The organism is Gilliamella sp. Imp1-1 (assembly GCF_001690415.1).
In the GTDB taxonomy this organism is placed as follows: domain Bacteria; phylum Pseudomonadota; class Gammaproteobacteria; order Enterobacterales; family Orbaceae; genus Gilliamella; species Gilliamella bombi.
The window spans coordinates 1-11,730 of the sequence record NZ_LZHK01000003.1; the positions used below are offsets into that span (position 1 = coordinate 1).

Below are 11,730 nucleotides of genomic sequence, written 5' to 3' on the forward strand. Positions count from 1 at the left end.
AAGTAGATATAAAAAATCAGTTACCACTATACTAACTTAGTATTGATATTAATTCATTTTTAAATTAAATTTATAAATTTTGTGTAAATAAAGCAATTTTCGTATAATGGGCGAGAGTAAATTTTACATATGTTTTATTTTACAAAGCATATAATAATTTTAATTCTCTATTTCTTATCTCTTTTTAATACCACTCTATACAGAATTTTATGAACAAAAAAGTTTTTACTATTATTGCGTTAATCGTTATTTTAATATCAATGACGATTTTAATTCGCTCACACAATAGTCAGTTTATCCTACAAGGTGAAGTTGATGCACCGAATGTTAACGTTTCGTCTAAAGCCAAAGGTAGAGTGAAATTTATTCATTTTCATCGAGGTGATGATGTTAAACCTAATGATATTCTTATTACTCTCGATAGCCCTGAACTTTTAGCTCAAGTTAAAGCTGCTGAAGCTGCACGAGACCAAGCAAAAGCTCAATTAGCACTTTCGGAGCATGGAACTCGTGAAGAAAGCATTCGTTATTATGAAGCAATTCTTAAGCAAGCAAAAGTAGCATATGATAATGCTTCCAAAGAATATGAGCGTAACAAAGCGATTTCGGCTAAAGGCTATGTTTCTCAATCTATCTTAGATAATGCTTTAAAAACACGTGACTCAGCTTTTCAACAAGTTCAATCAGCACAAGCTAATTTAGATCAGGCTAAAAATGGAGATCGCATTGAACAACGTGAAATTTATGTAGCTAAATTGGAAGAAGCCGAAGAGCAACTTAAACAGTTACAAATACAATATGATGATTTACAAGTTAAAGCGCAAGTAACGGGCGAAATAGGTTCTATTCCTGCTGAAGTCGGCGAATTGTTTAATGCTAACAGCCCATTGTTAACAGTGATTCAACTACCTCAAGCTTATTTTGTATTTAACTTGCGTGAAGATATCATGTCTAATATTCGCAAAGGCGATCATATTATACTTGAAGTACCTGCACTCAATCACAAAGAGATTGAAGCTGAAATTCGTTATATAGCACCAATGGGCGATTATGCAACTAAGCGAGCAACAAGAGCAACAGGAGATTTTGATTTGAAAACCTTTGAAGTCAGACTCTATCCTATTGTACCAGTTGAAGGTTTACGTGCAGGTATGAGCACATTATGGAAGCTAGACAAATAATGTTAGATTTCTGGCATCGTTTTAAAGAGGCGTTTAACGCCGAAATACCACAAATTTTTAGGCGGTTTACCTTTCACTGGTTAATGTGGATTATGCCACTAATTATTTTTGTGTTAATTAGTAGTATTTTTTATCGAGGTGTATTATATGATTTACCAGTAGGATATATTGATCAAGATAAGAGTATCTTATCACGCGAACTTGTGCGTAATCTTAATGCTGCTGCACATGCAGATCTTATCAATTATGATAGCCAACTTTTTGATGCTGAGCGTGATCTGCAAAAAGCAAAAATTTATGCGCTACTTTATATTCCACCTAATTTTGAAGCGGATGTATTATCAGGTCGCCAACCTACACCAATGCTTTACTATAATGCGTTATATTATAGTGCTGGATTATATTCGATCATGGATTATTCTGGGTTGATAGCAACAATCAATACCCAATATCGAACCACCATGGCTACTAGCATTGGCATGCCAGTTCCCTCATTGGCAAAAGTTAACTTTAATTATGATGGTTTATTTAATGCTAGTGGTAACTCAATGTACTTCCAACAATTTTCCGCAGTAGTGCATTTATTGCAGCTATTTGTTGTAACCACAACAATTCACATTTTAGCACAGTTGCCAAAGCGAACTCGTCCTAGCTACCCTTTTGTTTTAGGAAAATTAGCACCTTATACAATTTGGTTTACTATGCTGCTTATTTTTGAAATTGCTATGCTCGTTTTGTTTTCTAATGCGCGTGTATCAGGTTCTCCTTTTGCCATGATGATAGTGGTATTTTTCTATGTTATTGCTGCACAAAGCATTGGTATTTTGCTATACACTTTTACTAAAACTCCTATTGATGCCTATACTTATATAGGTATTTTAGTTGGACTTGCATTAACTTATTCTGGTGTTGTTGTACCTGAACTATCCATGCCATGGATTGCTAGATTTATCTCTTCGCTTGAACCATTAACTTATGCACTAAATAAACTGTTCGATCTGTTTTTGCGTCATTCTAGTTATTTGTCGGTGTTAAAAACATGCGGAATTTTAATGATCTATCCAATTATTATTACCGTGTTAGTTAGAAAGCGTCTAGTAAGGCGTTTACATTCACAGTAAGAGGATAAATTTAGATGATTAAAATATTTTGGTATTCATTTATAAGAATATTCTTTTATCTGTTAGGACGACCAATGTGGTTATTGCTACTATTGTCAGTATCATTAATGAGCCTTGTTTATATTAATGGAACTATCACTAATTTACCGATAGCAATTGTTGATCAAGATCATACTCCAACAAGCCGTGGTTTAATTCGCTCATTAGAAACAAGTTCTAAAATTGATACAATTATTTATGAAAGCTCTCTTCAGGCTTATGATGATATCAATAATCGTAAACTTTTTGCTGTGATCACAATTCCAAGAGATTTTGAAAAGCGCCTAATAAATGGTGAAGAAGTTACAATACCTGCATATGGTGATGCTTCAAGTCGTTTAGCTAATGGTTTAATTCAAGTTGATATAAAAGGGATATATCAGCAGATATTGACTGAATATAATACTAAAATAATGCGTAATAACGGATTTTCAGATAAACAGATCAATATTATTTTATCACCTATAAAAGGCCAAACTGAACCACTTTATAATGCAGGCATCAGTTTTGCCGCCATTACCTTTCCAGGTTTGTTAGTCATGTTGTTACAACACTCTTTTTTAATTGCTTCAACTCGTACTAATATCACCCTAAATTCGCTACCCCAAGGCAAACCGCCTAAAATTGTTGTCTTTGGCAGTTTATGTGGGTTATTACCTATCTGGTTATTTTTATCTATTGTATTATTTGGTTTATGGCCTTGGATACTTGGTTATCGGCAATTGGCTAGCATTCCCGAAATATTAATCATGACATTTCCACTATTACTTGGGGCGCTAGGTTTGAGCAAATTACTAACAGAATGTTTACGCCGTACTGAGATGATATATCTTACATTAGCATTTTTAACCACTCCTGTTTTCTATCTTTCAGGAACCATTTGGCCTATTGATGCAATGCCATTATGGGTACAATGTGTTTCTTATTCTCTACCTTCAACTTGGGCAACCAATATGATTGCAGGAGTGAATCAAATGGGGTTAAGCTTATCAGATAACTGGCTAAATATATTTATGATACTTTTACTAGGAGTAATATATAGCTCGTTAGGTATTTTTATATCAGCCTTACGAGAAGGAAAAGTTAGAAGTATATTTAGAAAAATGAAAACGTTTCGATATTTAAAAATGCGTAGCTAAATGATAAATATGGGTAAAGTGCATATACGGAAAATAATCTGAGTTTTACTGAAGGAGCTTTTTATTACTAACACAGTGAATTGATTCAGTATTCCTGTTATTATGATTTATAGTTTTCACTAAAAATAATACCGTTATTGAATGTACAATAAATTTTACCCATGGATTATTAGTTTACGGTTAAAAACCATACCTCTTTCTCTTTCTGCGATATTAGTAGGTAATGCACTAGCTTATTGGCAACATCAATTTAGTTTTTGGATACTACTGTTTTCATTAATTACAGCATCATTGTTACAAATTCTTTCTAATCTAGCCAATGATTACGGAGATGAAATTAAAGGTAGCGATCAAAACAATCTTACTGCCCATAATCGAGGTATACAATTAGGCTTAATTACACTTAAGCAGCTAAAAATAGCGCTATGGATTAATATTTTTTTATGTATTTTATTTGGGCTGATTTTGCTTATATTTGCTTGTAATAATATTTATGAATTATTTATTTTTATATTATTAGGATTATTATCTATTGTTGCCGCAATAACTTATACCATGGGTAAAAAACCTTACGGCTATATTGGATTTGGCGATCTATCAGTACTTACTTTTTTTGGTTTGATTGGCGTCATGGGTAGTTTCTACTTGCAAACTAAGGTATTCTCTTTATCCATTATTTTACCTTCTTTAGGCTGTGGTTTGTTATCCGTTGCTGTGCTTAATATCAATAACCTTCGTGATATAGAACTAGATCGAAAAAGTAATAAGCGTACTTTAGTGGTAATGATTGGTAAATGTATGGGGCGATATTATCATTTATTACTATTACTCATAGCATTTTGTTCGCTAAGTTTATTTGCATACAATAAATTACAAACAATCTGGAGCGGTTTGTTTATATTAACATTACCGTTATTTATTAAACATATTTATATGGTTTTTCAATTTAATACGCACAAAGAAGGGGTACCTTTATTATTACAGATGGTCAAACTTGCTTTATTGACTAATTTACTTTATTGTTTGGGGATTATTTTGAGTTAGTTCACGTTTATTTAATTTTAATATCATTTTACTTGGTATTAGCGTTATACTAAATAAACTTATATATCACAGCAAAAGGAGACTTGATAATGGAGTTTGATACTTCAATTCTTTGCGATTATTACCCAGAAGATGTTAACGTAGTTGAACCAATATTTAGTAATTTTGGTGGTGTAGCATCGTTTTCAGGTCAAGCTGTAACAGTTAAATGTTTTGAAGATAACGGCTTACTATACGAAATTTTGCAATCAGACGGCTCAGGAAAAATCCTTGTTATTGATGGGGGTGGTTCTGTTCGTCGAGCGCTAATTGATGCAGAGCTAGTAGATATTGCTGTTCAAAATCAATGGGAAGGAATAATTGTTTATGGTGCTGTTCGCCAAGTTGATTATCTAGCTGAAGCCGATATTGGCATTCAAGCTCTAGCAGCTATTCCTGTTGGTGCTGAAGATCAAGGCATTGGTGAAATTGATATTCGTGTTAATTTTGGTGGAGTGACTTTCTTCTCAGGTGATTTTGTCTATGCTGATAACACAGGTATCATCCTATCTGAAATTGCTCTTGAAATTGAAGATAAATAAAAAATAGTGTGAACCACCGGTACCTATCGGTGGTTTTTATACTTAAACGTATACTTACCTGAAACTTTTTAACAAAAAAATCTTGAATTTTAAATCACTCGATTACGAATATAACCGCCTGTTACCGTCTTTATTAAACCTTCTAGTTCCATATCTAATAATTTGACGCTCACTTCTGAAATCGACATATTTACTTGTTGAGCAATAATATCAACAGGGATAGGTTGATGATGAATCACAGCAAAAATTTCAGGATACAAAATAGAATTATTTTGTTCTTCTTTAAACTGATTACACGAGCTATTTACTGCTGATAAATAACTATAATAATGCTCTAAAATATCAACTGGTTTAGAAACTAAATAAGCGCCTTGTTTAATTAAATAGTGAGTTCCACTACAGTTTTCATTGTTAATATCACCTGGTAAGGCAAATACATCTCGATTTTGTTCAAGTGCATAGCGCGCAGTAATTAACGAGCCGCTTTTTTCTGAAGCTTCAACCACGAAAGTTCCTAAACTTAACCCGCTAATAATTCGGTTCCGACGAGGAAAATAGACGGATCTGGCTTTTTCAAATGGAAAAAATTCGGACACAATAGTCCCACCTTGCTCCAAAATATCATTGGCTAAGTTTAAATTTGATCTTGGTGCAATTTTTGCTAAACCGCTACCTAACACTGCGATGGTATGACCCGATACTTCAAGTGCGCCACGATGGCAAATAGCATCTAATCCAAGCGCTAAACCGCTGGTAATTGTTAAACCATTAATAGCTAATTCACTAGCAAAATATCGTCCCCACTGTGCTCCATATTCACTAAATTCACGACTTCCAACCATAGCTAATTGAGGTGAATGTAATAACTGTCGATTACCTAAAACAAACAACAATAAAGGCGGAGAACAAATTTGTTTAAGTAATAAAGGATAATCGTTATCACAATAAGCAATAAGGTGTTTTTGTGGGTGGGGTGATTCTAACCATTGAAGTATTGGCTCTAAATGAAGATATGATGTTTCATAAAAACGCACTATTTGAACATCCGACAATCCTAGTTTATTTAACAAACAAGGCACATTTTGTATGCTACTTGGTAAACCGTTAGCAAAAAACTGTCCAATTTTTTCAAAAATATTTTGTTTTCCATATCCAACCATTGAAATTCTTAATAAGAATTCATATTTACTCATCATAATCTTTCCGCACTCGTTTTAAATGATTTAGATATCTTGAATTGATAAGATAAATACTACCAATAGCCAACAAGGGCTATTCATCAGTATGATAAATGTTTACAATGAGCAATAGTTTGAATAAACCCGAAATTTGAGGAGTAGATCGAAGAATTTATGGCTATTTTACCGGTATTACGTTTTCCTGATGAGCGACTTCGCAAAGTTGCTAAGCCTGTTACCAAGTTCACCCCTGAGCTACAAACGATCATTGATAACATGATCGAAACCATGTACGACGAAAACGGTATTGGGCTTGCAGCAACCCAAGTTGATGTACATAAACAAATTATTGTTATTGATGTATCAGAAGATAAAAGCCAAGTTTATGTGATCATCAATCCTGAAGTGATAAGCCAAGAAGGTGAAACGGGTATTGAGGAAGGGTGCTTATCGGTTCCTGATTGTCGTGGATTTGTGCCAAGAGCAGAAAAAATCAAAATTAAAGCACTAGATCGCCATGGCAATCCTTACGAAATTGATGCCGATGAGTTACTTGCTATTTGTATCCAACACGAAATGGATCATTTAAAAGGTAAACTCTTTGTTGATTACCTTTCACCATTAAAACGTCAACGAATTGAACAAAAAATGAAGAAACTTGCTCGTGAGGAGCAACGGAATCAATAAAATTAACCGCCACAGTGATTGGCGGTTAACCTATCTAAAGATAACTATTTAGCAACAATTACCATCGCAGGACGAATTAACCGGCCATTTAAGGTATAGCCTTTTTGGATGGTATTTACTATTTGACCTGATTGATGTTCTGGTGATTCAACCATACTAATTGCTTGGTGCACATCAGGATTTAGTTGTGAATCTTCAGTATTAATCACTTCAATACCAAATTTTTTGACAGTATCTAGGAATGATTTTAATGTCAGCTCTAACCCTTCAACAGTAGCTTTATGCTCAGGGTTGGTTTTATCTGTAGATTCTAAAGCTCGTTCTAAATTATCAATAACGGGTAATAATTCATTAGAGAATTTTTCTAGTGCAAATTTACGAGCTTTATCAACATCTTGTTCAACACGTTTACGAACATTATCAATTTCAGCTCGCGCACGAATCATGGCTTCGCTTTCATTTTTTTTAGCCAACTGTAATGCTTGTTCTAGCTCTGCAATACGTGCATCTTTTGCGTTTAATTGCTCTTCTAGACTTGGTTGCGCTGGAGCTTCTTGCTCTGTTGTTTCTTCAGCTGGTGTGTCAATGTTAGTTTCATTTTCTGACATATTTTTATCTTGCTCTGTCATAAGGTACTCCAAATAATGTAGTCGAAAACTTAGTGAATTACGGTTATTATGGGGACAATTTTTATGATTACAAGCTTATCAGTAAATTGATATGTAATTTTTTGACCTGTGACGAAAAAATACATATTGTTTATATAAAAGAATAACAAGGATATTTTATGAATACACCTTTTAAATGCATTGGTCTCATTGGGCTTCCTCGTAAATTAGAGGCAATCGAAACTCATCAAGTGCTTTATGATTGGCTTGTTAGTCTTGGTATTCATGTGCTAGTTGAAGATCGCTTAGCGGATCATATTCAATTTCCAGTTAGCCATTACGCTTCGTTAGAAGCAATTGGTGAACAAGCTGACCTAGCCATTGTTGTGGGGGGTGATGGAAATATGCTACGTTCGGCTAGGTACTTGTCACACTATAAAATCAAAGTGATTGGTGTTAATCGAGGTAATCTCGGTTTCTTAACGGATATCTCGCATGAACAAGTAATTGAACAATTAAGTCCTGTTATTGCCGGTGAATATGAGGATGATCCTCGTTTTTTATTAGAAGTTTCCATTTATGATAATGGTAATTTGATTAATTCGAGTTTCGCCGTAAACGAAATTGTCGTCACTCCTAACACTGTAGCGCATATGATTGACTATGATGTTTACATTAATGAACGTAATGCGTTTTCACAGCGAGCTGATGGGTTAATTATTGCAACGCCAACAGGCTCTACCGCTTACTCGTTATCGGCTGGAGGCCCTATTTTAGCGCCTCATTTAGATGCATTAATTATTACGCCAATGTTTCCGCATTCGTTAGCAGTTAGACCTTTGGTTATCAAAGGCAATAATCCAATTCATCTTAAATTTCCAACTACTGCGCTTGATTTAAATATTGCCTGTGATAGCCAAATTATTTTACCAGTCAAACCAACGCAAGATGTGATTATTCGCCGATCTTTATATGAATTTAATTTAATTCATACCAAAGGTTATGATTATTTTAATAATCTTTCGACTAAGTTAGGATGGTCGCAAAAGATGTTTTAATCTATTTTTGTAAAAAACTTTCAGGAAAGTATGTATTTTAGTATAAGATTACATCTTAAATAACCAATGTCATGATATAAACGGTGAATGATGAAAAGATAGCTGCAATCACATCATCCACCATAATACCAAAACCGCCAGGTATACGTTTATCAAACCAACGAATTGGCCACGGTTTTGCCATGTCAAAAATCCTAAATGCTACAAAGGCTATCGCAATCCACATAACAGAAAGTTGTGGAATAAAAAATAGGGTGATCCACATGCCAACAAATTCATCCCATACTATATGCCCTGAATCGTGCGTATGGGTATCATCCGATGTTTTTTGACAAATAAAACAACCAAAAATAAAAGTCACTAAAATAAATACCCAGTATAAAGCTGGTTGTAAACCATAAAATAATAGCCAAAGTGGAATCGCCATTAACGATCCCATTGTTCCGGGCATAATTGGAGATAAACCACTACCTAGTCCTACAGCTAAAAAATGAATGGGATTGGTTAACTTGATGAATTTTTTAAAATCTTTATTTCGTTCTTGTTTTGTCATAATCTAATATTCTTTTAAATAAAATTTGCCGACATTAAGCCGGCAAAAAGAAAGTGCCTAATTTTTTAGCTAAGCATTTAAGTATCGATTATGGCAATATTATTCATCTTTGGCTAATGTTGCAACCATTACCGCTTTAATGGTATGTAGCCTGTTTTCGGCTTCATCAAAAACAATACTATGTTCAGATTCAAACACATCATTAGTCACTTCAAGTCCATTGGTTAAACCATATTGAGCTGCCATCTGTTTACCGACGGTAGTGTTCATATCATGAAAAGCGGGTAAACAGTGCATGAATTTGACATTTGGATTATTGGTAAGTTTAATAACATTTTTATTCACTTGATAAGGTGTTAATAATTTAACACGCTCATCCCAAACTTCCTTAGGCTCACCCATTGATACCCATACATCAGTATATAAAAAGTCGACGTCTTTAACTCCTTTGGCAACATCTTCGGTTAAGATAATTTTTGCCCCCGTATTTTTTGCTATATCTTGGCACTTTTGTACGAGTTCGGCTTCGGGATGACAGGCCTTTGGTGCAACTAAACGAATTTCCATTCCCATTAAAGCCGCACCTTCCATTAACGAATTTCCCATGTTATTACGGGCATCGCCTAAATAGGCAAATTTAATGCTACTTAATGGGCGATTGCCTATATGCTCTTTCATTGTCATAAAATCGGCTAAAATTTGGGTTGGATGTGCTTCGGTCGTTAGGCCATTCCATACTGGTACACCAGTATATTGGGCTAATGTTTCAACGATCTCTTGGCCATAACCACGATACTCAATACCGTCATACATTCGACCCAGCACGCGTGCGGTATCCGCAATTGATTCTTTATGACCGATTTGACTACCACTTGGTCCTAAATAAGTGACATTTGCACCTTGATCAAATGCACCAACCTCAAAAGCACAACGTGTACGGGTGGAGTCTTTCTCAAAAATTAATGCAATATTTTTACCAATCAAATGTTGTTGTTCTTGCCCTTGTTGTTTGGCTTGTTTTAATTCGATAGCAAGATTAATTAATTGATTGATTTCGGTAGGGGTAAAATCAAGTAATCGTAAAAAATGACGCTGATAAAAACCGTGCATGATATAGCTCCTAATAACCGTAATGATGTAAATGATTCTATTTGAATAATTATGCAAATTCAAGTTAAACATCATAATAACCCTAACATTTTACCTTTATGTTGAGATAAGTCTCAAAAATTAGACTTAATTATTAAAATAATTTTTATGATATTGCTTTTTTTGTACAAAAAAGTGTAATAAAATGACCAAATATTGTATCTTTGTAGCTAGGTAAAATTGAATTTTTATTCAAAATTCATGATAATTCATTCAAAGGATCTTTTAGTCATGCAAACTTATGCCCTCCTTATGTTACAAGATGGTTCGCAATTTATTGGGAAATCAATTGGTGCTGATGGTCAAACAGTTGGGGAAGTGGTATTTAACACCTCAATGACAGGTTACCAAGAAATTCTTACCGATCCGTCTTACTGTGAGCAATTGGTTACATTAACCTACCCGCACATTGGTAATGTAGGAACGAATGATACCGATGCCGAATCGAACCAAGTTTATGCAAAAGGTTTGATTATTCGTGATTTGCCATTATTAGCTAGCAACTATCGAAGTGAACTCTGTCTTTCTAGCTATTTAAAAAAACATAATGTTATTGCCATTTCGGATATTGATACGCGGCGCTTAACCCGTATTTTGCGTGAAAAAGGTGCACAGCATGGCGTCATCATAACAGCAACGGACAAAACGACCTTACTTGAAAAAGCCGAAATAGCTAAACAGCAGGCAATCGATTTTAAAGGATTAAGTGGGCTTGATTTAGCTAAAGAAGTGACTTGTTTGACAAGTTATATTTGGTCACAGGGCATGTGGACAAGGCAACAGCAACAGCCTGCTCCAAAACCAGAAAGCCAATTACCATATCATGTTGTTGCTTACGACTTTGGTGTAAAACGTAATATTTTGCGAATGTTAGTTGAGCGTGGTTGTAAATTAACCGTTGTACCAGCAAAAACGACAGCAAAACAAGTCCTTGCTTTAAAGCCCGATGGGATCTTTTTATCTAATGGCCCAGGAGATCCTGCACCTTGCAGTTATGCGATTGATGCCATTAAGCAGTTTTTAAACACAGATATTCCTATTTTTGGCATTTGTTTAGGCCATCAACTTCTTGCGCTTGCTTGTGGTGCTAGAACTATCAAAATGAAGTTTGGTCATCATGGTGGTAATCATCCTGTTAAAGATCTAGAAAATAATAAGGTAATGATCACTGCACAAAATCACGGCTTCGCTGTAGATGAAGCAAGCTTACCAGCTCATTTACGAGCGACGCATAAATCACTGTTCGATGGTTCATTACAAGGCATTCATCACAATCAAAAACCGGCTTTTAGTTTTCAAGGTCATCCCGAAGCCAGTCCTGGGCCTCATGATGCAGCATCGCTTTTTGACCACTTTATTGAGTTAATTAAAATTTATAAGCAGGAGCAATAA

General features: G+C 34.7%; 12 protein-coding genes. 8 read left to right on the top strand and 4 right to left on the bottom strand.

The annotated features are described in order from the left end of the window. Positions 1-209: 209 nt before the first annotated feature. The 5 genes from A9G38_RS00160 (at position 210) to rraA (ending at position 5,105) form a co-directional block, all read left to right on the top strand. A complete protein-coding gene (locus tag A9G38_RS00160) occupies positions 210-1,181 on the top strand; it encodes an HlyD family secretion protein (protein ID WP_034909382.1) in 972 nt (323 codons plus the stop codon). Then, on the top strand, positions 1,181-2,302 hold the full coding sequence (locus A9G38_RS00165) for an ABC transporter permease (RefSeq protein WP_202961505.1): 1,122 nt from the start codon (positions 1,181-1,183) through the stop codon (positions 2,300-2,302). Before A9G38_RS00160 ends, A9G38_RS00165 begins: the two co-directional genes overlap by 1 nt. Positions 2,303-2,319: 17 nt before the next feature. Continuing rightward, positions 2,320-3,480 carry an ABC transporter permease gene (locus tag A9G38_RS00170; protein ID WP_034909608.1) on the top strand — a complete coding sequence of 387 codons (1,161 nt, stop codon included), beginning with the start codon at positions 2,320-2,322 and terminating at the stop codon, positions 3,478-3,480. A gap of 141 nt (positions 3,481-3,621) precedes the next feature. Then, positions 3,622-4,524: a 1,4-dihydroxy-2-naphthoate polyprenyltransferase gene (locus tag A9G38_RS00175; RefSeq protein WP_034909388.1), complete on the top strand. Its 903-nt coding sequence runs from the start codon at positions 3,622-3,624 to the stop codon at positions 4,522-4,524. An 89-nt stretch (positions 4,525-4,613) separates the two neighbouring features. Then, on the top strand, positions 4,614-5,105 hold the full coding sequence (rraA, locus tag A9G38_RS00180) for a ribonuclease E activity regulator RraA (protein WP_034909391.1): 492 nt from the start codon (positions 4,614-4,616) through the stop codon (positions 5,103-5,105). 89 nt (positions 5,106-5,194) lie between these two features. Here the strand turns inward: rraA and dprA are convergent, their stop codons facing one another. Continuing rightward, a complete protein-coding gene (gene dprA / locus A9G38_RS00185; RefSeq protein ID WP_051634093.1) occupies positions 5,195-6,298 on the bottom strand; it encodes a DNA-processing protein DprA in 1,104 nt (367 codons plus the stop codon). Between the two features lie 159 nt (positions 6,299-6,457). On the opposite strand from dprA, the gene def reads away from it, so the two are divergent. Next, positions 6,458-6,970 (top strand): peptide deformylase, encoded by a 513-nt coding sequence (def, locus tag A9G38_RS00190; RefSeq protein ID WP_034909396.1) that lies wholly within the window; start codon positions 6,458-6,460, stop codon positions 6,968-6,970. Positions 6,971-7,014: 44 nt separating this feature from the next. Here the strand turns inward: def and grpE are convergent, their stop codons facing one another. Continuing rightward, positions 7,015-7,599, bottom strand: coding sequence for a nucleotide exchange factor GrpE (gene grpE / locus A9G38_RS00195; protein WP_034909401.1), 585 nt, complete (start codon positions 7,597-7,599; stop codon positions 7,015-7,017). A 158-nt stretch (positions 7,600-7,757) separates the two neighbouring features. Between grpE and nadK the strand changes: the two genes are divergently transcribed. Continuing rightward, positions 7,758-8,636 (top strand): NAD(+) kinase, encoded by an 879-nt coding sequence (nadK, locus tag A9G38_RS00200; protein WP_034909405.1) that lies wholly within the window; start codon positions 7,758-7,760, stop codon positions 8,634-8,636. A gap of 55 nt (positions 8,637-8,691) precedes the next feature. Here nadK and A9G38_RS00205 read toward each other — a convergent pair whose 3' ends face one another. Continuing rightward, positions 8,692-9,189, bottom strand: coding sequence for a phosphatidylglycerophosphatase A family protein (locus A9G38_RS00205; RefSeq protein WP_034909408.1), 498 nt, complete (start codon positions 9,187-9,189; stop codon positions 8,692-8,694). 99 nt (positions 9,190-9,288) lie between these two features. Continuing rightward, positions 9,289-10,299, bottom strand: a complete 1,011-nt coding sequence (gene argF / locus A9G38_RS00210) for an ornithine carbamoyltransferase (RefSeq protein ID WP_034909411.1) — start codon at positions 10,297-10,299, stop codon at positions 9,289-9,291. 270 nt (positions 10,300-10,569) lie between these two features. Here argF and carA point away from each other — a divergent pair, with 270 nt between their 5' ends. After that, positions 10,570-11,730 carry a glutamine-hydrolyzing carbamoyl-phosphate synthase small subunit gene (carA, locus tag A9G38_RS00215; RefSeq protein ID WP_034909414.1) on the top strand — a complete coding sequence of 387 codons (1,161 nt, stop codon included), beginning with the start codon at positions 10,570-10,572 and terminating at the stop codon, positions 11,728-11,730.

Excerpts from the sequence above, each read along its gene's own strand:
- A9G38_RS00160 (WP_034909382.1), top strand. The coding sequence starts at position 210 with ATGAACAAAAAAGTTTTTACTATTATTGCGTTAATCGTTATTTTAATA.
- A9G38_RS00165 (WP_202961505.1), top strand. The coding sequence starts at position 1,181 with ATGTTAGATTTCTGGCATCGTTTTAAAGAGGCGTTTAACGCCGAAATA.
- A9G38_RS00175 (WP_034909388.1), top strand. The coding sequence starts at position 3,622 with ATGTACAATAAATTTTACCCATGGATTATTAGTTTACGGTTAAAAACC.
- rraA (WP_034909391.1), top strand. The coding sequence starts at position 4,614 with ATGGAGTTTGATACTTCAATTCTTTGCGATTATTACCCAGAAGATGTT.
- dprA (WP_051634093.1), bottom strand. The coding sequence starts at position 6,298 with ATGAGTAAATATGAATTCTTATTAAGAATTTCAATGGTTGGATATGGA.
- def (WP_034909396.1), top strand. The coding sequence starts at position 6,458 with ATGGCTATTTTACCGGTATTACGTTTTCCTGATGAGCGACTTCGCAAA.
- grpE (WP_034909401.1), bottom strand. The coding sequence starts at position 7,599 with ATGACAGAGCAAGATAAAAATATGTCAGAAAATGAAACTAACATTGAC.
- nadK (WP_034909405.1), top strand. The coding sequence starts at position 7,758 with ATGAATACACCTTTTAAATGCATTGGTCTCATTGGGCTTCCTCGTAAA.
- A9G38_RS00205 (WP_034909408.1), bottom strand. The coding sequence starts at position 9,189 with ATGACAAAACAAGAACGAAATAAAGATTTTAAAAAATTCATCAAGTTA.
- argF (WP_034909411.1), bottom strand. The coding sequence starts at position 10,299 with ATGCACGGTTTTTATCAGCGTCATTTTTTACGATTACTTGATTTTACC.
- carA (WP_034909414.1), top strand. The coding sequence starts at position 10,570 with ATGCAAACTTATGCCCTCCTTATGTTACAAGATGGTTCGCAATTTATT.